This window comes from Cryobacterium sp. Sr8 (genome assembly GCF_004403225.1).
Classification (GTDB): Bacteria; Actinomycetota; Actinomycetes; order Actinomycetales; family Microbacteriaceae; genus Cryobacterium; species Cryobacterium psychrotolerans.
Genome location: NZ_SOHO01000043.1, coordinates 95,213 through 119,698 on the forward strand (window position 1 = coordinate 95,213; position 24,486 = coordinate 119,698).

Genomic DNA, 24,486 nt, shown 5'->3' on the forward strand with positions numbered 1-24,486 from the left:
GGCCGGTCGGCAGTGGTGGTGGTTAGGTGATGTCGAGGGGGACGTTGTCGATGAGCCTGGTGGTGCCGACCAGCGCGGCAACCAGCATCCTGGCCGGCCCGCGGTAGTCGTCGTCGACCGGAAGGAAGGTCTGCGGGTGCACGACAACGAGATAGTCAAGCTTAACGAGTGGTTGGGCGTCGATGACCGCGTGCGCGGCGGCGAGCGCGGCCGGGGCGCCCTGGGAGGCGACGGATGCCGCCGCGGCGAGGCCGGCCGAGAGCGAGCGGGCGCTCTCCCGCTGCACGGGGTCGAGGTACTGATTGCGGCTGGAGAGAGCCAGGCCGCCCTCCTCACGCACCGTCGGCACCACATCGACGGACGCCCGGAAGTTGAGCTCGGCGACCATCCGTTCGATCAGGTGAACCTGCTGCGCGTCCTTCTGCCCGAACACGACGGCGTCGGGATCGACGATGTTGATCAGCTTGGCGACGACCGTGAGCATCCCGTCGAAGTGTCCCGGCCGTGCGGCGCCCTCGTAGAGCGACCCGACGGGCCCGGCGCCCACCCGCGTCTCGGCCGCGCCGTCCGGGTACATCTCCTGCGCGGTCGGAGCGAACACGTAGGGCACCCCCAGCTCGGCCAGGGCTGACACGTCCGCGTCGAGCGTGCGCGGATACTGGTCGAGGTCTTCGCCGGCACCGAACTGCAGCGGGTTCACGAAGACCGATACGACCACAGTGTCGCCCAGTTCGCGGGCCCGACGGGCGAGGGCCAGGTGGCCGGCGTGCAGGGCGCCCATGGTCGGCACCAGCACCACCCGGGTATCGGCTCCGGCCACGGCGAAGTTCTGCGTCGTGAGGCTGAGTCGGTCGCGGAGCTCGGCGATCGTGCCGATCACCTCTGGTATGGGCAGGCTCACTCGTCCTCCGGGTAGTTCGGATCGGGGCTGAAATCGGACAGGTCGAGGGTGTCGGGGCTCGTGCGCGCCAGCGCATTCTCGATGGCGGACCGAACGAGCGGTGCGATGACCGCGCCCGGCCGTTCGATTCCGATCCCCTCCAGTATGCGCGTAGCCTGCTCGACGATCGCGGTCGAGAACGCGGTCGCGGTCTCCACCGCCTCGGCGTAGCTCGGCCGGTCCCCTTCGGAGACGACCACGGGTTCGCCGCCCATCTCCACGACGAGCGCCTGCGCGATCGGCAGCACCGGAGTCGGGGCCGTCACGGCGAAGTAGCTGTCGGCCAGGCGCGCGATGTCGATGCTCGTTCCGGTGAAGGTCATGGCCGGGTGGATCGCCAGCGGGATGGCGCCGCCCGCCCGGGCAGGGGCGAGGACGGCCGTGCCGAATCGCGCCGAGGTGTGCAGCACGAGCTGCCCCGGCTGCCAGGTGTCCGTGGCCGCGAGGCCCGCGATGAGGCTTTCGAGCTGGGCGTCCGGCACGGCGATGATCACGAGCTCGCTGCGCTCGACGATCTGCGGCACGGTCAGGATCGGCACGAGCGGGAGAATCGCTTCCGCCCGGTCGCGGCTCTCCTGCGAGATGGCGGAAATGCCGACGATGGCATGGCCGGCGCCGGCCAGGGCCGCGCCGAGGATGGGGCCGACGCGGCCGGCGCCGATGATGCCGACTCCGAGTCGTCCGGGGCGTTGGGTCATTCGAAGACTCCTGTCGGGTGGTTCCAGCGATGGCTGGTGTCGGAGGTGGCGCAGCTGACCGCGCCCGCCGCGACCGCCTCGAACAGACGCACCGCCTCCTCGGCATCGACGACGGCGAGGGATGCCGACACGGGGCCGGCCACGGTGTGCAGGCGTGCGGACGCGAGGCCGAGCATCCGCCTCACCGGTCCCTGGTCGATGCGCACGCTCTGCAGCCGGGCCAGCGGCACGAGGATGAGTTCGCGGGAGACGATCCCGCGGCGGAGCACCACTGCGCCGGCGGAGAGCGTGTACCCGGTGCGCCGCCAGGAGAACGGCCGCAGCCAGGCGGCGCGCCGCGGGGCATTGATGAAGCCGTCGCTGCCGCCCCTCGAGTGCATCCCGCTCTCGATCACGGCGCCCTGCTCCTCGCCGGTGTACCCGGGAAGGATGAGTTCGAGCACCCTGGCGACGTCGGCTGCGGTGCCGACCGGCAGCACCGTGGTGCCGGCCTCGCCGGCAGCGCCCTGGCTCACGGAACGGCCGGCCTTGTTGATCCGCACCTGCCACCAGCCGAAGGGCCGCCAGAGCAGCGGTTGCGAGATCCCGATCGCGTGGACCCGACCCGGCGGAAGGGTCTCGTTGCTCGTGGAGAGGAGGCCGAAGCCCACCCGCACGCCGTCCGGGGTGCCCGCGATGCTGAAGCGCAGCGACCTGGTCAGCCGGGAGAGGAAGTACCCCGCGCTGCCGATCAGGGCGGGAACGATCGCGATCTGCAGCCACCCGCTGCTGCCGATTGCGCCGCCGACCGCGAGCGCGATGACCCCGACGAGGAGGAAGACGGTGAAGCCGCTGAGCACGATCGAACCGAACAGCCTGGCGGGAGGGATCCGCACGACGGACTCCGGCGGGGCGGCATCCGGGTCGAGCTCCGGCGCCAGGAACTCGACGACGCGGTCGCGGGCGAAGCCGCCCACCGTCACCCCGGGTTCCGAGGGGCCCTCGCCCGGCTCCCGAGCAGGCTCGACGGACTCCGCGGCGGGTCGGCGGGCGCCGGACGCGAGGCGCAGGATGTCGCGGCGGAGCTCGTCCGCCCGGGCCGAGCCGAGGTACGCCAGCGGGACATTGGCGTCCTGCCCGGCGACGCTCACTTCGAGCTTGGCGGCGCCGAACAGCCGCGGGATGAGGGGGCGTTCGATGTTGACGCCCTGGATCCGGTCGAGCCGCGCCTTGCGGTTGCTCCGGAAGACGATCCCGCTGCGCACCTCGACGATCTCGTCGTTCACCCGGAAGGTGTGCGCCCGCCAACTGAGCGAGAACGCGATCAGGATGACGACGAGAGCGCCGGCCACGGCGAGCAGGGCCCAGCCGACCGACCCGCGGCGGTAGATCTCCTCCAGCGGATCGGCGCTGCCGACCGGGATGCCGAAGACGACGTCGAGTACGCGTTCGCGCAGGTTCGCCAGGATGAATCCGATGGCCGCGAAAACGAAGATGCCCCCGCGGAGGAGCGGAGTCGCCGGGTGGAGTCGATGCCACTCGCCGTCGGCCAGCGAGCTCACAGTCCGGCCCGGCGGCTTTCGGCCAGGTCGACGAGCCGATCGCGGAGGCTCTCCGCGTCTTCCTCGGTGAGGCCGGGGATCGCGACGCCGGTTGTCGCCGCCGCGGTCACGAGTTTGAGATCGGCCAGGCCCAGCCAGCGGGCGACCGGGCCGCGCGTGATGTCGACCAGCTGCATCCGACCGTACGGCACTGCCACGAATCGCTGGAACATGATGCCGCGGCGGAACAGGAGGTCGTCCTGACGCAGCTGGTAGCCGATGGATCGGACCCGGCGCGGCTCGAGGATCAGGGTCACCAGGGCGATCACGGCCACGCCGGCACCCGCGTACAACGCCCACTGAAACTCGAACATCAGCCAGAGCGCAGCCGCCGCGGCGCAGGCGAGGAGTCCGCCGACGATCGTGCCGACGATCTCCACCACCACATAGCGGGGGGAGACGCGCTGCCAGCCGGCGCCGGCGGCGAGGTCGAGGCGCCCGGACTGGTCAGGCATGGAGCCCTCCGGCCTCTTCCTGCCGCTCGTCTTCCGGTTTGTCCGGCGGGAGGGTGCAGAAGTGTTCGGCGACGAGACCGCCGGCGAGCAGAATGGCCGCGCCGACTGTCGTGCCGATGGCGAGCCACAGCGAGGACAGGTTCGGCACCACCGTGCGGGTAAGGACGTACAAGAGGACTCCGAGGCCGCCGCCGAGGAAGAGCGAGCCGCTGAAGCTGGAGGACTTGGCGAGCACCGCGACCCGCATGGACCTGAAGGGGTCGACGCGGCGCTTCACGGTACCTTTCGTCGCTATCGTCGCTTTCGTCGCCTGGCGGATCGGCCAGGCGAGCACGACCACGATGATGCCGATCACCGCGAGGGTGGCGGCCATCGACGGGGGCGGCAGGAGGATGGGCGCCCCGGATGCCGCCGCGGTGACTTCCAGGAGGAAGCCGACGACACTGCCGAGCAGCCAGAGGGCGATCAGCGGGGTGGGACTACTGCGTTTCATGGCCGGCCGTCCAAGCCCGGCGCGCTACCCTGCCGACGCACGCTGCTCGCGGCCGCCGCGAGCAGCTCGTCGACGCGGCCGCGGCCCGGGATGGCGGCGTCAGGGTCGAGCGCAAGCCACGGCGCGAGCACGAAGTCGCGCTGCCAGGCCCGGGGGTGAGGAATCGTGAGCCGGTCGTCGGAGAGTTCCAGCTCGCCGAAGACAATGATGTCGATGTCCAGGGTGCGGTCCCCCCACCGCTCGGTGCGCACCCGGCCATGGGCGTCCTCGATGCCGTTGATCGCGTCAAGCAGCTCGTGCGGGTCGCCGGTGTAGCGTGCGGTGACCACCGCGTTGAGGTACGGCGGCGCGGCGGGGTCCACCCCGTCCGGCTTCACGGCGGCGCTCTCGAAGACGGGTGAGACGCCGGCCACTTCGAGCCTCTCGAGGTCGGCGATGACCCTCGCCGCGTCGACCAGGATCGCGGCGCGGTCGCCGAGATTGCTGCCGAGGGCGAGCACGACGGATACCGGCGCGTCGGGCGCGGGGGTCATGAGCGCGTTCTCTCGATGCGCACCGCGACGTCCGTGAACGGCACCGAGATCGGCGCGTCGGGCTTGTGCACCGTCACCTGCACCCGCTCGGCCGCCTCGTGGGCGAGCACCACGGCGGCGATCCGCTCGGCGACGGTTTCGATCAAGTCGACCGGGTCGCGTGTTGCGGCTTCGGTGACCTCGACGGCCAGCTCGCCATAGTGGATCGTCTGGCTGACGTCGTCGCCCACCCGGGCGAGGTCCAGCCAGACCGTGACGTCGATGACGAAATCCTGGCCTTTCTCCTTCTCGAACTCGTAGACGCCGTGGTGTGCGTTGACTCGCAGCCCGGTGAGAATGATCGAGTCGGTGCTCATGGGACCATTCTGTCGGAACCGGCGAGGGCGAGCACGTTCAAGGCCGCCCGCGTGCCGGCAACGTCGTGCACGCGAACCCCCCACGCCCCGGCCTGGGCCGCCAGCACGCTGACCACGGCGGTCGGCAGGTCGCGGGCGAGGACGGGCGCGTCGGCCGGGAGCGCCGTGGCGAGGAACCGCTTTCGTGAGGCGCCGATGAGCACCGGAAGGCCGAGCTCGTCGAAAGCGGCGAGGTGGGCGAGGACCTGCCAGTTGTGTTCGGGCCGCTTGGAGAAACCGAGGCCGGGGTCGAGCAGGATGCGCTCCCGGGCCACGCCGGCTCGCACGAGCGCGCCGACCCGCTCTGCGAGTTCGTCCCGCACGTCGGTGACGACGTTCGTGTAGGAGGCCAGCGCCTCCATCTCGTGGGCGTGCCCCCGCCAGTGCATCGCCACGAAGCGCAACCCCGTGCGAGCCGCGACGGACGCCATCTCCGGGTCGGCGAGGCCGCCGGACACGTCGTTGATGATGCTCGCGCCGGCCGTCGCGGCGGCGAGGGCTGTTTCCGAGTTCAGTGTGTCGACGCTCACCGTGATTCCGGCACGGGTGAGCTCGGTGATGACCGGGATCACCCGGGATTGTTCCTCGGCGGGCGACACCCGGGTCGCACCGGGCCGGGTGGACTCACCACCGACGTCAATGATGTCCGCGCCCTGGCCCTGGAGGGTCAGGGCGTGCCGGATGGCGGCGTCCGTGCTCGACCACCTGCCCCCGTCGCTGAAGGAATCCGGTGTGACGTTGAGCACCCCCATGACCAGAGTCACCCTCCGGCTCCGATCAGCGCGATGATTTCGGCACGGGCCACCGGGTCGGTGAGTTCGCCTCGGGATGCCATCGTGACGGTCGAGCTGCCGACCTGCCGCTGGCCCCTGGCGCTCACGCAGCCGTGGACGGCATCGAGGACGACGAGGATTCCCCGGGGCCGCAGGCCGACCTGCAGCGCCTCCGCGATCTCCTCGGTCAGCCGTTCCTGCACCTGGGGGCGCGCCGCGAGGATCTCGACGACGGCGGGCAGCCGGCCGAGGCCGACCACGCGGTCGCTCGGCAGGTAAGCCAGGTGGGCCGTGCCGATGAACGGAAGCAGGTGGTGCTCGCAGGTGGAACGGAACGAGATGTTGCGCAGGAGCACAAGTTCCCCCGTGTCCGGTCCGACCGGGATGGTGTCCCGCAGGGGCGCCAGCGGGTCCTGCTCCAGCCCGGCAAAGATCTCAGCGTAGGCCTCCGCGACCCGCTGCGGCGTCGTCTCCAGGCCCGGCCGGGCCGGATCCTCCCCGATGGCAGCGAGGATCTCGGCGACGGCGGCCTCGATGCGCGCCTTGTCCACTGCCACAGTGCGGCCTAGGCGGTCGCGGGGCGCGGGGCGCGGGTGGGCTCGCGCTTGGGTTTGCCCGAGCCTTCGCCGGCGTCCGTCGACGCCGCGGCGCCCTCGAGGGCAACCTTCGGTGCGGGCATCGCGATCGGCGGCCGATCGGAGACGGGGCGCTTGTCGCTGGAGAGCCACTGCGGGCGCGGCGGCAGCTTGACGACGTTCGCGAAAATCGCGGCGAGGGCAGTCTGGTCGAGCGTTTCGTGCTCGAGCAGCTCGGCGGCCAGCTTGTCGAGAATGTCGCGGTTGGTGACCAGCACCTCGTAGGCCTCGTCGTGCGAGTCCTCGATGAGCTGGCGGACCTCTTCGTCGACGCGCTCTGCCATCCGTTCGGAGTAGTCGCGCCCGTGACCCATGTCACGGCCGAGGAAGACCTCGCCCGAGCCCTGGCCGAGCTTGATCGGGCCGACGGCCGCGCTCATCCCGAACTCGGTGACCATCTTGCGCGCGGTGGCGGTGGCCTTCTCGATGTCGTTGGAGGCGCCGGAGGTGGGGTCGTGGAAGATGATCTCCTCGGCGACGCGGCCGCCCATGGCGTAGGCCAGCTGGTCGAGCAGTTCGTTGCGGGTGACGGAATAGCGGTCTTCGGTGGGCATGACCATCGTGTAGCCGAGGGCACGGCCGCGGGGCAGGATCGTGATCTTGGTCACCGGGTCGGTGTTGCGCATCGCGGTCGCCACGAGCGCGTGTCCGCCCTCGTGGTACGCCGTGATCAGCTTTTCCTTGTCGCGCATCACGCGACTGCGGCGCTGCGGACCGGCCATCACCCGGTCGACGGCTTCGTCGAGGGCGCGGTTGTCGATCAGCTGGGCGTTGGAGCGCGCCGTGAGCAGCGCGGCCTCGTTGAGCACGTTGGCCAGGTCGGCGCCCGTGAAGCCGGGCGTCTTGCGGGCGAGCACCTCGAGGTCGACGCCGGCAGCCATCGGCTTGCCCTTGGCGTGCACTTCGAGGATGTGCTTGCGGCCGAGCATGTCGGGGGCGTCGACACCGATCTGGCGGTCGAAGCGGCCCGGGCGCAGCAGCGCGGGGTCGAGGATGTCCGGGCGGTTCGTCGCCGCGATCAGGATGACGTTGGCCTTGACGTCGAAGCCGTCCATCTCGACCAGCAACTGGTTGAGAGTCTGTTCGCGTTCGTCGTGTCCGCCGCCCATGCCGGCGCCGCGGTGGCGGCCGACGGCGTCGATCTCGTCGATGAAGATGATCGCGGGGGCGTTCTCCTTGGCCTGCTGGAACAGGTCGCGAACACGGCTCGCGCCGACGCCGACGAACATTTCGACGAAGTCGGAACCCGAGATGGAGTAGAACGGCACGCCGGCCTCGCCGGCGACGGCTCGGGCGAGCAGCGTCTTACCGGTGCCGGGAGGGCCATAGAGCAGCACGCCCTTCGGAATTCGCGCGCCCACGGCCTGGAACTTCGCGGGCTCCTTGAGGAAGTCCTTGATCTCCTCGAGTTCCTCGATTGCCTCGTCGGCTCCGGCGACATCCGCGAAGGTGACCTGCGGGCTCTCCTTGGAGACGAGTTTGGCCTTGGATTTTCCGAACTGCATGATCTTGTTGCCGCCGCCCTGCATTCCGGACAGCATCAGCCAGAAGAACGCGCCGATCAGGAGCAGGGGCAGCAGGAAGCCGAGCATGGAGAGGAACCAGTTCGGCTGCGGCACCTCGTCGGTGAAGCCCTTCGTGGGGTTCGCCTCGGTCACCGCCGCCACGACTTCCTCGCCACGCGGGGCGACGTAGTAGAACTGGACTTCCTTGCCCAGCTCCCCGTCGGCCTCGGTGAGGGTGAGGTCGACCCGCTGCTCGCCGTCGACGATCTTCGCCTCGGCGACCTTCCCGTCCTTCAGGAACTCGAGTCCCTCCTGGGTCGAGACCTCGCGGAATCCGGACATGGTGATCAGGCTCGACCCGACCCAGACGGCGATAACCGCCAGGACGATGTAGAGAATGGGCCCGCGCAGAAGCTTCTTGACGTTCATGATGCTCACAGGCTATCGCGCACGCACTGGGCAAAGGCCGTGTGTTCGCCTAAAGGTGAACTGATCGGTCGCTTCAGGCGGTGGCCGGCTCGACCACGGCATACACGTGGCTGGCCAGCACGCCGACCGAACGCAGGTTGCGGTACTTCTCCGCGTAGTCGAGGCCATAGCCGACGACGAACTGGTTCGGGATCTCGAAACCCACGTATTTCACGTCGATCTCGACCCGCGCGGCCTCGGGCTTGCGGAGCAGGGCGCAGATTTCAACGGATGCCGGACCGCGGGAATTCAGGTTGGCCAGCAACCAGGACAGGGTGAGCCCCGAGTCGATGATGTCCTCGACGATGAGCACGTGGCGCCCGGTCAGGTCGGTGTCCAGGTCCTTGAGGATGCGCACTACCCCGCTGGACGCGGTGCCGGAGCCGTAGGAGCTGACCGCCATCCAGTCCATCGCGATGGGGTGCTTGAGTTCCCTGGCCAGGTCGGCCATGACCATCACGGCGCCCTTGAGGACTCCGACGAGCAGCAGGTCCTTGCCCGCGTAGTCATCCTCGATCCGCCGGGAGAGCTCGGCGAGTCGATCGCGGATCTGCTCCTCCTCGATCAGGATTTCGGTGAGGTCGCCATCAATGTCGCGAGGTTCCATGGGAGCGAGAAGGTCCTTTGCTGTGAGCGTGTCCGGGTCTGCTGAGAATCAGCCAGCCGTGCTGCCTGACAACTCTAACGCCTGGCAGGTCGAGCGCCCCCTGCCCGTGCCAGTCGGTCACCAGGCGGGCGACGGCGAGCGTGTGGACACGTTCGAGGGAGACGCCGAACTCGCTTTCGGCCACGAAGCGAATGATCCGCTGCCGCAGGGCGGGCGGGTTCGCCGCGAGCGCGGCCACCGAGATCGCGATCCCGGCCTCGGCCGGTTCGCAGATCTCCGGGGCGAGTTCACGCACGAGCGCGTCGAGGGCCTCGGCGTCTTCCCGGAGCTGATCGGCCGTCCGGGCGAGGGCGCCCGCGACCCCGGGACCCAGCTCGCGTTCGAGGATCGGCAGCACCGTGTCGCGCACGCGAACGCGCCCGTAGCGCGGATCGGAATTGTGCGGGTCTTCCCAGGGGACGAGGCCCGCGTCGAGGCAGGCCTGGCGGGTTTGCCGGCGACGGATGCCGAGCAGGGGACGCAGGTACGGGCCGTTCTGCGCGGCCATGCCCGAGAGGCTCGTCGGACCCGATCCCCGGGCGAGCCCGAGCAGCACGGTCTCGGCCTGGTCGTCGAGGGTGTGCCCGAGCAGGATGTGGCGTGCACCGGTCTCCGCGAGCGCCCGGCCGAAGGCGGCGTACCGGGCCGAGCGCGCCGCAGCCTCCGGCCCCTCCCCCGCACCCTCGGCCTGGACCGTCACCGGCAGCACGAGCACCGGGCCGAGGCCGAGTTCCCGGGCCAGGCGCGCCGCGGCCTCCGCCACCTCCGCCGACCCGTGCTGCAAGCCGTGGTCCACGATGACTGCGCCGGCGCCGAGGCCCGCACGGGGCGCCTCGAAGGCCGTGGCCGCGGCGAGGGCGAGGGAATCCGCGCCGCCGCTCAGCCCCACCAGCACCAGCCCGTCCGCTGGAAGCAGGCCGCGTACCGCTCGGCGCACATCGGCGATCGCCGGGGACAACCGCGGGCGCTGTGCAGACTCCATCCAGTAACGTTATCCGCAGACTTAGACCACCGAGGAGATATCAGGCCATGGCCGAATACGACGCAGTCATCGAAATCCCCCGCGGGAGCCGAAACAAGTACGAGGTTGACCACCAGACCGGGCGCGTGTACCTGGACCGGGTGCTCTACACGAGCTTCATGTACCCCACCGACTACGGCTACTTCGAGAACACGCTCGGCCTTGACGGCGACCCCGTCGACGTGCTCGTGCTCCTCGACTACCCGCTGTTCCCCGGCGTCGGAGTGTCGGTTCGGCCCGTCGGTGTGTTCAACATGACCGATGACGGCGGTTCCGACGCCAAGGTCATCGCCGTCCCCGCCGGCGACCCGCGCTGGGCGCACATCCAGGACGTCACCGACATCCCGGAGTACACCCGCAAGGAAATCGAGCACTTCTTCGAGCACTACAAGGACCTCGAACCGAACAAGTGGGTCAAGACCGAGGGCTGGGGCGACGCGGCCGAGGCCGAGCAGATCGTGATCGACGGCATCGCGAAGCTTGCCGCCGAGGGGCACTAACCCCTCTCACCATCGCGCCTCGGGCTGAGTTGCGGAGAAAGAACCTTCGTTCGGAAATTGAAGGGTCTTTGTCCGCAACTCAACCTGGGCGTCAGGTCAGCCGAGCCAGGCGCCGCGGGCGCCCATGAACGGCACGGGGTTGATGCGGCCGCCGTTGACGCGCACCTCGAAGTGCAGGTGGCAGGCGGTGGACGCCCCCGTGCTTCCCGTGCTCGCGATTGCCTGTCCCGTCCCGACCCGCTGGCCGTTGCGGACGAAGATTCCGCCGTCGCGGATGTGCGCGTAGCCGGTCGAGACGCCGCCGCCGTGGTCGATGAGCACGTAGTTGCCGTAGGTGCCGAGCCGGCCGGCGTAAACGACCCGGCCGGAGTGCGCCGCGGAAATCGGAGCGTAGCAGCCCGTGGCCAGGTCGGTGCCGGAGTGGTAGCTGGAACTGCACCCTCCGCTGCTGCAGATCCTCGGGCGCGGCCCGTACCCGGCGGTGATCCGGCCGTACGCGGGCGAAACCCAGTCTCCGCCGCCTCCACCGCCGCCGCTTGAACCGCCGCCTCCGCCGGCTGCCGCTGCCGCAGCAGCCGCGGCCGCCCGCGCCGCGGCGACCCGTGCGGCCTCGATCGCGGCCAGGCGCTTGCGCTCGGCGACGCCGGCCCGGTAGCCCTCGGCGGTCTTGGCTTCCGTGTCCTGCATGAACGTCAGCTGCGCGGCGAGCTCGACGCCCTTGTCCTCGGATTCGGCCAGCGCACCGGCCGCGGCGTCCGCCGCGGCCTGGGCCGCGACGAGGGCGTCCTCGGCGGCACGGCGGAGCTTCTCCCGCTCCGCCTTCGCGACCTTCGCCTGGTCCCCCAGCGCCTGGGCCGTGTTCTTGGCGGTCTGGGCCTGGTCGTAAATATCCGCACTGCGCTCGACCAGTTTGCTCATGCTGCCCAGCTTCGACAGCAACTCGTCGGCGCCCTTGCCGGAAGCCTCGCCCTCGAGGAACAGGTTGACGCTGAGGTCGGTGCCGCCGGTTCGGTAGAGCTGGGCGGCCAGCTGGCCGGCCTGCCGGGTCGCGGCATCCGCAGTCTTCTTGCTCTCGTCGGCCTGCGCCTGGAGGGACTCGGCGCGACGCGTGGCCTCGTCCAGGTCGTCCTGGGCGACTTCGAGTTCGGCCGCACGCGCATCGGATGCCGCCCGGGTCTCCGCGACCTGCGTCTGCAGGCCGGCAATGAGGCTCCTGATCTCGGCCACCTGGGCCCGCGCGGCGGAGGTGTTCGACTTCGCGTTCTGCAGGTCCTGCCAGCTCGGGTACTTGGCGGCCTGGGCCGGAGCGACCGGGCTGGCCAGGGTCACGGCCATGACCAGTGCGGCGGTGAATCCGATGACGGTCATGATGCGGCGCCTGGTCACCCCGGCCCGCGCTGCGCTTCGGCGGCCGATCAGGCGCGCCGCGGGCCCGGACTCGATCGCAGTTCTCGTGCGCTTCATAATTCCCCGATCAACTGCTCAAAAATCACATACGTCACTGTGTTAACTCCGTTCACAGTAACAAACCGGTCCCGCGTCCGGTACCCAGCCCGGCGCCGGACCGAGTGCCGGACCCGAATCTAACCCGCGGAACCGGCGAAACCGCGACCATTCGCGGGCGCGGTGGGAAGCGCGGCGCGCCGTGTGCGACTCGATTTGGGCAAACGAGCATCCGGAACGTATGCTTACTCGTCGGAAGTCATGCGGTTCGTGACGACACGGCCCCATCGTTTAGCGGCCTAGGACGGCGCCCTTTCACGGCGTTAACACGGGTTCGAATCCCGTTGGGGCTACACAATTGAAAATAGAAATACACTATAAAATGGTTCTCATAACGAGGCCCTGTAGCGCAGTTGGTTAGCGCGCCGCCCTGTCACGGCGGAGGTCGCCGGTTCAAGTCCGGTCAGGGTCGCAAAGCAACAAGCCCTTTCGAAAGGAAGGGCTTTTGCCTTAGAAAGTCACCTCTCGAGGTCTCTTTCTGGCCCTGTAGCTCAGTTGGTAGAGCGTTCGACTGAAAATCGAAAGGTCACCGGATCGACGCCGGTCGGGGCCACGAAGGCCACTCCCAGGCTTCTACTCGGGGGTGGCCTTTTTTGTGCCCGCGGCGGCTCCGGTCCGGGCGAGACTCGCCCCCGAAGTGGCTACAGCACGTCCCCGCGGATTCGGGGTATGTTCGGCACGTGAGCAGCTGAGTTTCTGTCATGTTCCCCGGCTGCTTCCGGCGTGAGTCCCCGAAGCTCTCGCCCGATGGACCGCGAGGTCCCACACGCCCGCACCTGAACCTGTAACCCGAACTGCAGGGAATGACCGATGACACCACCGACAATTCGTCGACCCCTCCGTCGACCGTGCGCACCCGACCGCCCCCGGGCGGTGAGTGCGCGATGACCGATCCCACGCCGCGCCTGCCGGTGATCGGCCCTCTGCCCCTCGGGCGTCGCCCGAAGCTGAGGCTCGTCGACCCCGCCACCGAGCTCGCGCCCCGGCCGTCCGTGGACGCCCAGGCCTCCGGACTCCGCTGGGCCAGGCAGTACCGGGCCAGGCTTCGTGTGACGGACGTCGGCATCATTGTGGTGGCCGTTTCGGTGGCCCTGGTCGCACGCTTCGGTGTCGAGGGCGCCCAGGCTTCCATCGGAAGCCTCCGCGCGGACTACTGGGCGGTGGCCCTCCTGATCGCGGCCACCTGGGTCGCCACGCTCGGTGCGCTCCACACCCGGGATTCCCGGGTCGTGGGGATCGGGGCCTCGGAATACAAGCAGGTCGCCAACGCGAGCGCGCTCACCTTCGGGCTGCTCGCCATCGCCTTTCTCGTGTTCAAGGTCGATATAGCCCGCGGTTTCTTCATCCTGGCCCTGCCCCTGGGCGTCGTCGGACTCCTGCTTGAGCGCTGGCTCTGGCGCAAATGGCTTCTCCACCAGCGGCACTTCGGCCACTATCTGGCCCGGGTGATCGTCGTCGGCAAACGCGATGACGTGGAGTACGTGGCCAATCAGATCGATGAGAAATCCGGCGCCGCGTATCACGTCGTGGGCGCCGCGCTCGAGGAGGGCACCGGGGGAACCGTCAACGCCGGCGACCATGAGGTGCCGGTCGTTGCCGACCTCGATCACGTGGCCGAAGCCGCGGCGGCCATGGGGGTCGACACCGTCATCGTGGCCGGGCATCCCCAGGGTGGGAGCCACTACATCCGCAACCTGGGCTGGGAGCTGGAGGGGACATCCGCCGAGCTGGTGCTCTCGAGCCGGCTGACGGATGTTGCCGGCCCCCGCATCCACTTCCGCCCGGTCGAAGGCCTGCCGCTCATCCACGTGGAGATCCCCCAGTTCGAAGGCGGAAAGCACGTGCTCAAGCGAGCCCTCGACGTTGCCGTCTGCGGCGTGGCGATCGTGCTGTTGATGCCCCTCCTGGCCGCGGTGGCGATCGCGATTCGGGCAGAGAGCCCCGGGGCGGTCATCTTCCGCCAGGAAAGGGTCGGGCGTAACGGCCGCACCTTTCCGATGCTCAAATTCCGGTCGATGGTGCACAATGCCGAAGACCACCTGTCGGTGCTTCGGGATCTCAATCAGGGCTCCGGACTGTTGTTCAAGATGAAGGACGACCCGCGCGTGACCCGGGTGGGCCGGGTGCTGCGCAAGTACTCACTCGACGAGCTTCCCCAGCTGTGGAACGTGCTCGTCGGGGACATGAGCCTGGTCGGCCCTCGCCCGCCGTTGCCCGCCGAGGTACGCGGCTACGAGAACCACGTTCACCGCCGCCTCTACATCAAGCCGGGGCTCACCGGAATGTGGCAGGTCAACGGCCGCTCCGACCTCAGCTGGGAGGAGAGCGTGCGACTCGACCTCTACTACGTCGAGAACTGGTCGCTCACGGGCGACCTGATGATCATCTGGCGCACCTTCAAGGTCGTCATCAATCCGGTGGGGGCGTACTGATGAGCAATCTGACTGCCGGCCCGGGCACAGCAGCGACCCCGAACCCCGGCCATCCGCCACGGATTGCGGCGACGGCCGACGTCGACCCCAGCGCGATCATCGAACCCGACACCGTGATCTGGCACCTCGCGCAGGTCCGCGAGTACGCTCGACTCGGCCCGGGCTGCATCCTCGGGCGAGGTGCCTACGTCGGGCCGGGAGTCATCCTCGGCAAGAACTGCAAGGTGCAGAATTACGCGCTCGTCTATGAGCCGGCCCTCATCGAGGACGGGGTCTTCATCGGACCGGCTGCCGTGTTCACAAACGACCTTTTCCCCCGCGCGGTCAACGTCGACGGCACCCAGAAGGCAGCCGTCGATTGGGAAATGGTCGGCGTGACGGTGCGCACGGGTGCCTCCATCGGCGCCGGTGCGGTCTGCGTCGCGCCCCTCACCATCGGACGTTGGGCGATGGTGGCCGCCGGCGCGGTGGTGACACGGGACGTGCCCGACTACGCGCTCGTTGCCGGGGTTCCCGCCCGGCGCATCGGCTGGGTCGGCCGCAGCGGCGCCCGCTTGCAGGACGCAGGCGACGGGACGTACGTCTGCCCCGCCACCGGAGAGCGGTACGTGGAGAACAAGGGTGTGCTCAGTCATACCTGAGCACCGGGCGACGGCGCAATGACGACCACCACCAGGATCTCAATCGGCGGCCAGGCGGTCACGACCTGCGGCACACACAGGGGGCACCGTCGCGCCCCCGAACGGGGCGTGCACCCACGCTCCGGGGACTCCCCCACCTGGCCCCCGTAGGGGTTACAGCGCCGCTCCCCCCGATCGGGGTATGTTCGCCGTGTGCAGAGCTGAGAATTCATCAGGTCTGCACAACAAGACACTGACCTGTAAACCCGAAATGCAGGGAATGCCCGTGAATACGTCGCTTTTGCGTCGACTCTTCGTCGACCCCGTGGATCCAGCCCCCGCCCGGGCGGGAGCACCCGCTCCGGCACCCACGGCGCCTCGCTGCGCCTCGCGGCGGGGACGGTGAGGGCGCGATGACCGACCCGAAGCCCCGGCTTCCGTTCATCACGGCGGCGCCGGCCTGGCACATCCCGCGACTGAGGCTCGTGGACAGCGAGGCGCCTCCGAGTCCGGCCCGCAGCGTCGACAGGCACTCCTCCGGACTGGCCTGGGCCAGGCGATACCGGACCACGCTCCTCCTGACCGACGCCGGGGTCATCGCGGCCGCCGTCGCAACGGGGCTGGCTGCGCACCTGGGCTCCGAGGGCGCTTCCGCGGCCGACCTCGGTCAGCACGCCGAGTACTGGGGAGTCTCCCTGCTCATCATCGCCACCTGGATCCTCACCCTCGGCACGTTCCACACCAGGGACTCGCGAGTCGTGGGGGTCGGCGCTACCGAGTACAAGCGGGTGATCAACGCGAGCGCACTGGCCTTCGGGCTGCTCGCGATCGGCTTCCTGCTCTTCCAGGTCCACTCCGCGCGCGATTACTTCCTCGTCGCCCTGCCCCTCGGCCTGGCCGCCCTCACGCTCGAACGCTGGCTGTGGCGAAAATGGCTGTTGCACCAACGGCTCTTCGGACACTATCTCTCGCGGGTCATCGTGGTCGGCAAACGCGAGGACGTTGACTACGTGATCGGCCAGATCGACGCCAAGTCCGGCGCTGCCTACTGCGTGGTGGGTGCGGCGCTGGAGAGCGACGGCGGCCCCGCGGTGATGGCCGGGCAGCACGAGGTGCCCGTCGTCGCCGACTTGAGCCGGGTCGCGAGCGCGGCGGCGAGCATGGGTGTCGACAGCGTGATCGTGGCCGGAGCCCCCGAGGGCGGAAGCCAGTACATCCGCAACCTCGCCTGGGACCTGGAAGGCACCTCGGCCGAGCTGGTGCTGTCGAGCCGGTTGACGGATGTCGCCGGACCCCGCATCCATTTTCGTCCGGTTGAAGGCCTGCCGTTGATCCACGTGGAGATCCCGCACTTCGATGGCGCCAGGCACGCACTCAAGCGAATGCTCGACCTGGTGGCCTCCGGACTGGGGCTCCTCGTGCTGTTGCCCCTGCTCCTGGCGATCGGCATCCTGGTCAGAGTCGAAAGCCCGGGTCCCGCGCTGTTCCTGCAGGAGCGCTGTGGCCGCAACGGGCGCACGTTCACCATGGTCAAGTTCCGCTCGATGGTCCGGACCGCGGAGGAGGACCTGGCCGGCCTCCGCGAACTGAACGAAGCATCCGGTGCGCTGTTCAAGATCCGCCATGACCCGAGGATCACCCGGGTGGGGCGCGTGATCCGCAAGTACTCCCTCGACGAATTGCCCCAGCTCTGGAACGTCTTCGTCGGGGACATGAGCCTGGTGGGCCCGCGCCCGCCGCTGCCGACCGAGGTGGAGTGCTACGAGCGACATGTACATCGCCGTCTCTACATCAAACCGGGGCTGACCGGCATGTGGCAGGTCAACGGCCGCTCGGACCTGTCCTGGGACGAGAGCGTACGGCTCGACCTGTTCTACGTCGAAAACTGGTCCCTCCCCGGAGACCTGCTCATCCTGTGGCGCACCGTCAAGGTCGTCCTCCGCCCGACGGGGGCGTACTGATCATGCCCCTCACCCGATCCCAAGGAGCACACATGTCACATCGAATCGGCTACGCCGGCGGCGCCTTCGACCTGTTCCATGTCGGCCACCTGAACATCCTCAAGCATGCCAAGAGCCAGTGCGACTACCTCATCGCGGGAGTCGTGTCCGATGAACTTCTCGAGCTCGTCAAAGGCCGGCGCCCGATTGTCCCCCTCTCGGAGCGGCTGGAAATCGTGCGCCACGTCTCGTTTGTTGATGAGGCCGTGGAGGAAACCTTTCTGGACAAGCTGGACACCTGGCGTTCGGTGCACTTCGATATCTACTTCAAGGGAGACGACTGGAAGGGAACCGAACGGGGGCTGCGCCTCGAGCAAGCGTTCGCCGAGGTGGGTGTCGAGGTGGTCTACTTCCCCTACACGATGAGCACCTCGAGCACCGCGCTCCGCCACGCGCTCGACGCGTTGTCGGCGCCCCCGCGCGAGGCCGAGGCGGTGCGCCGGCGCTAGCAGTCGGCGCCCTGGCGCCCGCCGCACCAACCTGAGAGTCCCCCCAGAGGGGGAATACTTGACTAACGCTCAGCTACTGGTCCGTGTGACGATTGTCCTGGGCGTTCCAAATCTTATGTAGCCACCGAGCCATACCCGCTTGTCATGCATACTGCTCTGCCGCTCACCACCTACTCACAACAGCGGCAAGGAGTGACTCATGTCACCATTCGGATTCACGCGCTCCCGGAGGGCGCCCGGCAGCACCCCGGACGGGCGCCGCGGCGTCGCACGAACGATCGGAGTGTCGACAGCGACCCTCACGGTTCTGGCCCTGTCGGCCGTGAGTCTCCCCGCCCAGGCGGCACCGGCGGCCCAGCCGACGGTGAGCCTCGCCTCGGCCGCGACCGCCCCGGCCGGATGGAAGCTGGCCTGGGCCGACGAGTTCTCCGGCACCACGCTCAATCGCGCCGTATGGAACGTCGCGAACAGATCGACCTACGGCGACGGGAACAAGGAGCTCGCCTGCCTGATGGACCGGCCGCAGAACGTCAAGGTATCCAGCGGCCTCCTCACGATCGCGGCGCGCAAAGAGGCGACTCCGATCACGTGCGGCACGCGCGACACGCGTTTCCCCGCCGGGCGCACGTACACCTCGGCCATGCTGCACACGAAGAACAAGCTTGCCTTCCAGTACGGACGGTTCGAGATCCGCGCGAAGATGCCGACCACACAGGGAACCTCGAAGGGACTGTGGCCGGCCTACTGGATGCGCCCGGCCGCCGGCGGGATCGGCGAGCTCGACATCCTCGAGCTGATCGGCACCGGCAAGAGCGACCCGTACAGCGCCGACAAGGTTTCCCAGACCATCCACTACGACTACGTGGGAACCCACCGGAAGCAGTCCCATGTGCACAAGCTCGCCAGCGGCAACTTCGCCGATGGTTTCCACAACTACGCGGTCGAATGGGCGCCGGGTTCGATCAAGTGGTTCGTCGACGGGACGCTGACCTACACGCGCACCCTCAGCACGACGTCGTGGATTGACAAGGCGTTCGTGGGCAAGTTCTACCTCCGGCTCAACATGGCCGTCGGCGGCACGTGGCCCGGCTCGCCCGATGCCAACACGGCCTTCCCCGCGAACTACCAGGTCGACTACGTCAGGGTCTTCAGGCGCTGACGTGCGCAAGCGCCGACGTTCAGAAGCGCCGACGCAGTCGCAGCGGCCGCGCCTCAGAGGCCGCGGCCGCGGCGGTTGACGGCGTTGACCAGCGGCCCGGCGGGCACCAGGCGCGCGGCGATGGCCATCGCCGCGTAGGCGCGCAGTTGGGAGCGGTCGTGCCGGATGGCGCGACCGGCCCAGCTGCGCGCGCCGGCCAGCTGCCCGAGGGCGGCCAGCGCGAAGGCGATCTGGCCCTCGATCCGGGCTGACCCGGCGGCGCTGCCGGCGAATTCCGGATGCTTGTCGAGCAGGTAGCTGAGTCCGTCCGCGATCCCCTGCCACTTCCCCGAGAAGAACGAGGCTCGGTTCCAATGGATGATGACCAGCGGCTCCCGTATTCCCAGGATGTGGCCGACGCGGGTGGCCCGGAGCAGAAGGTCGTAATCCTCCCCATAGGACGTCGGCAGCACCTCGTCGACCAGGCCGATGCGGCCGAGCAGATCGGCACGCCGGAGCAGGAACGAGGACGGGTGGATTTCGGTGATCCGCGACGCCAACAGGGCGGCGAATTCCGTGCGTTCGGGGGGCAGCCGATCGACCGTCCGGCCTGGCGTCACAATGCGGATGCCGGTGGCCACGAGAACCGCAGCCGGGTCCTCTCGCCACGCCTGGACCTGCCTGATCAGTTTGGTGGGGAGCCACTCGTCGTCATCGTCGCAGAATGAGGTGAGCTCTCCGCCGGCGGCGAGGATCCCCGTGTTACGGCCCCCGGCCAGTCCCGGCGTGCGGTCGTTCGACATCGTGCGGAGCGCTCGCGGACCGGCCGGCACGACGACATCCTCGAGGGGATCGATAGCCACCTGGTCGAAGACGACGATCACCTCGATCTCGCCCGCGTACTCCTGTCCGAGTGCGGCCCGCACCGCCGACCGGAGCAGCTCGGGCCGCCCGCGGGTCGCGATGACGACGCTCACGCTGGGTAACGTCGCACTCGACTGCGCCGGCATCAGACGAACCTTCCCAACCGGTGCTTGTGCAGACCGGAGGGCAGGACATCCGGACGCATGGTCAGCGCCGCGGCGATCATGGCGATCGCAAGTCCCGCAGTCATGATCCCGTAGTAGAGCGACTCGACGAGCACGACCAGCAGCACGGTGTTGAGGGCCAGGCCTGCCGGGTCACGTTCGCGGATCGACCTGATGTAGGCCCAGGCCAGCCACCCCATGAACAGAACCACCCCGGGGAACCCGTGCGAGAACATGACCATCCAGATCTGGCCCTGGGTGCCAACGGATGGCGCGTCATCCTTTTCGGAGGGGCGCGGGGCCCCGTAGCCGAGCCAGGGCGAATCGAGGGTGCGGTCGAATGCCTCCTGGTAGAGGTTCGCGCGGTCCTCGGTCGACGAGCTGGCCGTGATCCTGTGGGTGAGTCGCTCGGCGATGGGCAGGGTCGCGAACGCGACCGCGACGACGGCCGCGAGCGCGAGCAGGCCGAGGAGCGCTTTGCCGTTGCCGCGGATGACCAGGCGAACGGCCACGTAGACCAGCGCGAGTCCGAGCCCCAGGAACATCCCCCGGTTGAGGGTGAGGAAGGCCGGCACCAGGGACACCGGGATGGCCAGGAGGAGCCACCAGAACCGCCGCTCCCCCCGCACCTCGACGAGGTAGGCGATCACGATGGGCAGGAGCATGGAATAGGCGTTGCCCCAGCCGTTCGTGTAGAGGAACGGGGCGCTGGGCCGGGGATCGAGCTTGGCCCATCCGTCCGGGTTGTACTGGGAGACCCGCCGGACGATCATGTCCTGGACCATCTCGTTGGAACTGATCGGGGCCGGGAGCACGAGGCCCAGCGGCGTGTGGATCGACAACAGGGGGAAGATCACGCCGATATACCCACCCGCGACGATGACAAGCCAGAACACGGTCAACACGCCGAGGACGTACCGCGTTGTGAGCGAGGCCCCGGCGTTGTAGACGTAGAGAAAAATGATCGTGACGCTCAGGTAGAGCAGGGCGCGATAGGCGAACCCAACGAGGCGATCACCGGTGTCAATTCCGATCACCGAGATGCCCATCCAGACCAGGAAGAACAGCCAGATGGCGAGCCCGCGCGGGAAACTGATGCCACCGCGGCGAACGAGAAGGAAGAGCATCACGGCGGCCAGCGCTATCCACACGGCCTCACCGAGGCCGAGCAGCCACCAGGCCGGGAACAGCACGAACATGGCCGCAAACGGCCAGCGCGGGAGGGGCTGCCGCAGAACAACGTCGGAGCCCAGCGTGGCCGGAGCGAGTGCCCGCATACTTTGCTCCTTCTCCGGTCGGCCCAGCCGATGCGCCGGTTGCCATGTCACGCGCGTTCAGTATAGGTAGCAACGCGGCACAAGATTGAACCCCGAACGGGGGTAGGTGCCCCCGCCCTGTTGTGCCAGTGTGTGCAGCATGAGGATAGCTCACCTACCAGCCGACGGAACCCCCGACCGACCCGTCCCCTCCGGCGGCCTGTCGACCGCACGCCGCGTCGACGTCGTCGGCGTGGCCGTCGACACCCTGACCATGGCGGAGGTCGTCGAGACGATCCTGCGGTGGACGGATTCCACCACGGTCCACGTCGCCGTTGGCGTCAATGCCGATGTGTGCAACCAGGCTGCCGCGGATCGGGTCCTGTGCGGTGTACTGGCCTCCGCCGACCTCACCTACGCGGACGGTCAGTCGATCGTCTGGGCGGCGCGATTCCTCGGCCGGATCATCCCTGAGCGCGTCGCCACGACCGATCTCATCTACCCGCTGTCCGCGGCGTGCGCGCAGCAGGGAAAGAAACTCTTCCTGTACGGGGGGCAGGCCGGGGTCGCCGAGCGAGCCGCCGCCCGCCTGGCAGCCGGGTCGCCTGGGCTTCTGATCGATACGCACGACGGCTTCGTGCTGGAGCAGCACATGGACCGGCTGGTGCGGGAGATCAACGAGTCGGGGGCCGACATCCTTCTGGTCGGGCTCGGCGATCCCCTCCAGCAGCGCTGGGTTTCCAGCCATCGCAGCGAGCTCACCGTTCCGGTCGTGCTGACCTGCGGCGGCCTGTTCGACTGGACGAGCGGGGCACACCGGCGCGCTCCCGCCTGGATGATCGGCGCGGGCCTCGAATGGCTGTGGCGCCTCATGATCGAACCGCGACGACTCGCGAAGCGATACCTGCTGGGCAATCCCGCCTTCCTGCTCCGACTGGGCCTGGAAATCCTGCGCAATCACCGACGGGCCACGGTGTCGTGAGCAGCAGGACGCAGCTCGTCGCCACCGATTCCACCAACCTTGCCAGGGGCGCGGTCGCGGGCTTCGCCGGCGCGGCCACAAGCGCTGTGATGGGTTTCGTGCTGATGGTCGTCCTGGCCCGCACGCTCGGCGACACCGGCTCGGGCGTGGTCTTGCAGGCCATCGCGGTCTTCTCGATCGTGCTGAGCCTGGCCAGGGCCGGCATGGATTCCGCCGCCGTGTGGATCATGCCCCGCCTGGTCGCGCACGATCCGGCACGGATCCGCAGCGCGCTGACGGTCATGTTCGCGGCGACGGCAGCCGCCGGCGTCCTCTGCGGCGCGGCAACCGTGATCCTCGCGCCAGGTTTCGCGTTGACCGGGGACTCCCACGCCAGTGACGTGGCGGATGCCGTGGCCGTCGCCGGATGGTTCCTTCCGGTCGCGGCGCTCCTGCTGGTGGGGCTTGCGGCCACCCGGGGTCTGGGCGGCGTCCTGCCGTACGTGAGCGTGGGCAGCATCGGCCTTCCCGTAGTGCGTCCCATCGTCGTCTGGCTGGTCGCTGCCGGCGGCGGATCCTTCGTTGCCGTCACCCTGGCCTGGGCCGCCCCGCTCCCGGTCGCCCTGATCGCCGCCGCCCTCGTGCTGCGGGTCCAGGTTCGCCGTCACGAAGGGGCGGCCGGGGTGCGCGGGCTCTGGCGCCCTGATCCCTCCCTGCGGAAGGGCATCGTGTCCTACGCCTTGCCTCGAACGCTGTCGGCCGGCCTGGAACAGTCGGTGATTTGGCTCGACGTTGTGCTCGTGGGCATCCTTGCCGGGTCGGCTTCGGCCGGTGTCTACGGCGGCGCCAGCCGTTTCGTGGCCGCCGGACTCATCATCGACACGGCACTTCGCCTCGTCGTGTCCACTCGATTCAGCACCCTCCTGTTCCAGGAAAAGGTCGCCCAGGTCCAGGCGCTCTACCGGGTGGCGGCCACCTGGCTCGTGCTGTTCGGCACACCGATCTACCTCGTCCTGGCCGTTTTCGCGCCGGTGGTCCTCCAGCTGCTGGGACCAGGCTTCACCGAAGGATCGACGGCGCTCATGATCCTGTGCGCCGGCGGAATCATCAGCTTCACGGCCGGCAACGTGCAGTCGGTGCTCCTGATGAGCGGGCGGAGCGGCTGGGCGGCATTCAACAAGGCAATCGTGCTCGTCGTCAATGTGGCCGGGAACCTCGTGCTCGTGCCGCTCATCGGCATCAATGGCGCCGCGATCTCGTGGGCACTCAGCATGCTCATCGATGCCGCCCTCGCGACCGTGGAGGTCCGACGGTTCATCGGCATCCGGCTGGATGCGCGCGCCGTGGCGTACGCACTCATGGTGCCGGTGATCACGGTCGGCATCCCGGCCCTGGCCCTGCGGCTCACGGTCGGTGACACCCTGGCCGCGTTGCTCATCGCCCTCCCCCTGTGCGCGGCACTGTTCTTCGGCTGGTGCGCCCTGGACCGCCGGAGGTTGCAGCTGCATGACCTGGCGCTCCTCGCACGCCGCCGGGCCCCGGTGAAGTGATGCCAGCCGAATGCGGGGGGTTCACTTCAGTGTTCGCTCGGGGTACTGTGCGACGTAGTCGGAGCTCTCCCACCCCCGGAGGCACCCGGCTGACGTGGGAACCAACCTGTACACCCGAAATGCAGGAGATGATCCAGTGAACCCGACCCTTGCGCTTGCGTGCGCTCCCGCACCCGGGAGTCCGTCATGACGAAGTCCACGCACGCCCCCCGGCCCGGCGGCGAGCCGTCGGGCGAGCGACGGCCGCCCCGCTCACGGCGCCGAGCCATGCTTGTCGGGCTGGCGGCCGCGGTGACACTTCCGCTCTGCCTGGCAGCCTGGGCTTCCTTGCCCGCCCCGGCGACGGGCGCGGCCGAGAAAGCGGCGCCTCCGGCGGCGGCGGAGGGCGGCACGATCAGCGCGGCCGCCCCGGCGGCCCCGTCCCCCACCGCGACGCCTCCCGGGGCCCCGAAGACCGCCCCGCTGGGAGCCCTCAACAAGGAGCTGGCGACATCGGCTGTCAAGGGATTCCTGGATTCTGTCGCAGCCATTGATCCGACGTCCAGGAGCCTGGGTGCCAAGCTGTCCGCCGTGGCCAGGGGCGCGATCGTCGACGAGCTCGAGAACGAGCAGCAGGAGTTGGAGTCGAACGGCTGGACGCAACGAGGCAAGGCCAGCGTGAAATCCGTCACCATCATCAGCACCAACCTGACCGCGACGCCCCCGACGGCGGTCGCACAGGCCTGCGTCGACTCCAGCAAGGTCGTGACGCTCGATGCCGACGGCCGGCCGCTGGCCGGCACGGATCCGGCTGCCGCGCACGCCGCCCTGAACATCTACTCGCTGCAGCAGGACGGCGGAACGTGGCGCATCACGGCCCGGACGTTCCCGGACGACCCGGCCTGCTGATGCGTCGATCACGGCCAAC

24 protein-coding genes and 3 tRNA genes are annotated in these 24,486 nt (G+C 68.9%); 12 read left to right on the forward strand and 15 right to left on the reverse strand.

The genetic code is table 11. The annotated features are described in order from the left end of the window. Window positions 1–22: 22 nt before the first annotated feature. From panC to tilS, 12 genes are all read right to left on the reverse strand, one after another. Entirely contained in the window at window positions 23–901 is an 879-nt protein-coding gene (gene panC / locus E3T54_RS17080) for a pantoate--beta-alanine ligase (protein ID WP_198414454.1), read from the reverse strand. Further along, window positions 898–1,638, reverse strand: a complete 741-nt coding sequence (locus E3T54_RS17085; protein WP_092323469.1) for a Rossmann-like and DUF2520 domain-containing protein — start codon at window positions 1,636–1,638, stop codon at window positions 898–900. The genes panC and E3T54_RS17085 overlap by 4 nt, the downstream gene beginning before the upstream one ends. Beyond that, window positions 1,635–3,179, reverse strand: a complete 1,545-nt coding sequence (locus E3T54_RS08965) for a PH domain-containing protein (protein ID WP_134475383.1) — start codon at window positions 3,177–3,179, stop codon at window positions 1,635–1,637. Before E3T54_RS08965 ends, E3T54_RS17085 begins: the two co-directional genes overlap by 4 nt. Next, on the reverse strand, window positions 3,176–3,673 hold the full coding sequence (locus tag E3T54_RS08970; RefSeq protein WP_092323471.1) for a PH domain-containing protein: 498 nt from the start codon (window positions 3,671–3,673) through the stop codon (window positions 3,176–3,178). Before E3T54_RS08970 ends, E3T54_RS08965 begins: the two co-directional genes overlap by 4 nt. Further along, complete coding sequence (locus E3T54_RS08975) at window positions 3,666–4,166, reverse strand: DUF3180 domain-containing protein (protein WP_134475384.1); 501 nt, start codon at window positions 4,164–4,166, stop codon at window positions 3,666–3,668. Before E3T54_RS08975 ends, E3T54_RS08970 begins: the two co-directional genes overlap by 8 nt. Then, complete coding sequence (folK, locus tag E3T54_RS08980; protein ID WP_134475385.1) at window positions 4,163–4,699, reverse strand: 2-amino-4-hydroxy-6-hydroxymethyldihydropteridine diphosphokinase; 537 nt, start codon at window positions 4,697–4,699, stop codon at window positions 4,163–4,165. Before folK ends, E3T54_RS08975 begins: the two co-directional genes overlap by 4 nt. Beyond that, window positions 4,696–5,055 carry a dihydroneopterin aldolase gene (gene folB / locus E3T54_RS08985; RefSeq protein ID WP_092323474.1) on the reverse strand — a complete coding sequence of 120 codons (360 nt, stop codon included), beginning with the start codon at window positions 5,053–5,055 and terminating at the stop codon, window positions 4,696–4,698. Before folB ends, folK begins: the two co-directional genes overlap by 4 nt. After that, a complete protein-coding gene (gene folP, locus E3T54_RS08990) occupies window positions 5,052–5,858 on the reverse strand; it encodes a dihydropteroate synthase (RefSeq protein WP_092323475.1) in 807 nt (268 codons plus the stop codon). The genes folB and folP overlap by 4 nt, the downstream gene beginning before the upstream one ends. Then, the gene (gene folE / locus E3T54_RS08995; protein ID WP_134475386.1) at window positions 5,855–6,424 is read right to left on the reverse strand and encodes a GTP cyclohydrolase I FolE; all 570 of its coding nucleotides are present in this window, start codon (window positions 6,422–6,424) and stop codon (window positions 5,855–5,857) included. Before folE ends, folP begins: the two co-directional genes overlap by 4 nt. A gap of 8 nt (window positions 6,425–6,432) precedes the next feature. Continuing rightward, window positions 6,433–8,436 carry an ATP-dependent zinc metalloprotease FtsH gene (gene ftsH / locus E3T54_RS09000; RefSeq protein WP_134475387.1) on the reverse strand — a complete coding sequence of 668 codons (2,004 nt, stop codon included), beginning with the start codon at window positions 8,434–8,436 and terminating at the stop codon, window positions 6,433–6,435. Between the two features lie 73 nt (window positions 8,437–8,509). Further along, entirely contained in the window at window positions 8,510–9,082 is a 573-nt protein-coding gene (gene hpt / locus E3T54_RS09005) for a hypoxanthine phosphoribosyltransferase (protein WP_134475388.1), read from the reverse strand. Continuing rightward, entirely contained in the window at window positions 9,063–10,103 is a 1,041-nt protein-coding gene (gene tilS, locus E3T54_RS09010; RefSeq protein ID WP_134475389.1) for a tRNA lysidine(34) synthetase TilS, read from the reverse strand. Before tilS ends, hpt begins: the two co-directional genes overlap by 20 nt. A 47-nt stretch (window positions 10,104–10,150) precedes the next feature. Here tilS and ppa point away from each other — a divergent pair, with 47 nt between their 5' ends. Further along, window positions 10,151–10,642, forward strand: a complete 492-nt coding sequence (gene ppa / locus E3T54_RS09015; protein WP_092323482.1) for an inorganic diphosphatase — start codon at window positions 10,151–10,153, stop codon at window positions 10,640–10,642. Between the two features lie 96 nt (window positions 10,643–10,738). Here the strand turns inward: ppa and E3T54_RS09020 are convergent, their stop codons facing one another. Further along, window positions 10,739–12,106 (reverse strand): M23 family metallopeptidase, encoded by a 1,368-nt coding sequence (locus E3T54_RS09020; RefSeq protein WP_241977144.1) that lies wholly within the window; start codon window positions 12,104–12,106, stop codon window positions 10,739–10,741. Window positions 12,107–12,365: 259 nt separating this feature from the next. Here E3T54_RS09020 and E3T54_RS09025 point away from each other — a divergent pair. The 8 genes from E3T54_RS09025 (at window position 12,366) to E3T54_RS09060 (ending at window position 18,805) form a co-directional block, all read left to right on the forward strand. Beyond that, window positions 12,366–12,438: transfer RNA gene (locus E3T54_RS09025), tRNA-Glu, on the forward strand. Window positions 12,439–12,483: 45 nt separating this feature from the next. Further along, a tRNA-Asp gene (locus tag E3T54_RS09030) sits at window positions 12,484–12,557 on the forward strand. A gap of 68 nt (window positions 12,558–12,625) precedes the next feature. After that, a tRNA-Phe gene (locus E3T54_RS09035) sits at window positions 12,626–12,698 on the forward strand. A gap of 250 nt (window positions 12,699–12,948) precedes the next feature. Beyond that, window positions 12,949–14,577 (forward strand): sugar transferase, encoded by a 1,629-nt coding sequence (locus E3T54_RS09040; protein WP_241977145.1) that lies wholly within the window; start codon window positions 12,949–12,951, stop codon window positions 14,575–14,577. Further along, a complete protein-coding gene (locus tag E3T54_RS09045) occupies window positions 14,577–15,218 on the forward strand; it encodes an acyltransferase (protein WP_134475392.1) in 642 nt (213 codons plus the stop codon). The genes E3T54_RS09040 and E3T54_RS09045 overlap by 1 nt, the downstream gene beginning before the upstream one ends. Window positions 15,219–15,610: 392 nt before the next feature. After that, entirely contained in the window at window positions 15,611–17,158 is a 1,548-nt protein-coding gene (locus tag E3T54_RS09050; protein ID WP_134475393.1) for a sugar transferase, read from the forward strand. A 32-nt stretch (window positions 17,159–17,190) separates the two neighbouring features. Then, window positions 17,191–17,646, forward strand: a complete 456-nt coding sequence (locus E3T54_RS09055; RefSeq protein ID WP_092323487.1) for an adenylyltransferase/cytidyltransferase family protein — start codon at window positions 17,191–17,193, stop codon at window positions 17,644–17,646. 199 nt (window positions 17,647–17,845) lie between these two features. Beyond that, window positions 17,846–18,805, forward strand: a complete 960-nt coding sequence (locus E3T54_RS09060; RefSeq protein WP_134475394.1) for a family 16 glycosylhydrolase — start codon at window positions 17,846–17,848, stop codon at window positions 18,803–18,805. Window positions 18,806–18,858: 53 nt separating this feature from the next. Here E3T54_RS09060 and E3T54_RS09065 read toward each other — a convergent pair whose 3' ends face one another. Together E3T54_RS09065 and E3T54_RS09070 are read right to left on the reverse strand one after the other, a co-directional pair. Next, window positions 18,859–19,794 carry a glycosyltransferase family 2 protein gene (locus E3T54_RS09065; RefSeq protein ID WP_134475395.1) on the reverse strand — a complete coding sequence of 312 codons (936 nt, stop codon included), beginning with the start codon at window positions 19,792–19,794 and terminating at the stop codon, window positions 18,859–18,861. After that, window positions 19,794–21,089 (reverse strand): O-antigen ligase, encoded by a 1,296-nt coding sequence (locus E3T54_RS09070; RefSeq protein ID WP_134475396.1) that lies wholly within the window; start codon window positions 21,087–21,089, stop codon window positions 19,794–19,796. Before E3T54_RS09070 ends, E3T54_RS09065 begins: the two co-directional genes overlap by 1 nt. 139 nt (window positions 21,090–21,228) lie before the next feature. Here E3T54_RS09070 and E3T54_RS09075 point away from each other — a divergent pair, with 139 nt between their 5' ends. The 3 genes from E3T54_RS09075 to E3T54_RS09085 all read left to right on the forward strand — a co-directional run bounded on the left by E3T54_RS09075 (window position 21,229) and on the right by E3T54_RS09085 (window position 24,467). Then, window positions 21,229–22,050 (forward strand): WecB/TagA/CpsF family glycosyltransferase, encoded by an 822-nt coding sequence (locus tag E3T54_RS09075; RefSeq protein ID WP_134475397.1) that lies wholly within the window; start codon window positions 21,229–21,231, stop codon window positions 22,048–22,050. Further along, a complete protein-coding gene (locus E3T54_RS09080; RefSeq protein ID WP_166784509.1) occupies window positions 22,047–23,579 on the forward strand; it encodes a polysaccharide biosynthesis C-terminal domain-containing protein in 1,533 nt (510 codons plus the stop codon). The genes E3T54_RS09075 and E3T54_RS09080 overlap by 4 nt, the downstream gene beginning before the upstream one ends. A 186-nt stretch (window positions 23,580–23,765) precedes the next feature. Further along, on the forward strand, window positions 23,766–24,467 hold the full coding sequence (locus E3T54_RS09085) for a hypothetical protein (protein WP_134475399.1): 702 nt from the start codon (window positions 23,766–23,768) through the stop codon (window positions 24,465–24,467). Window positions 24,468–24,486: the final 19 nt, after the last annotated feature.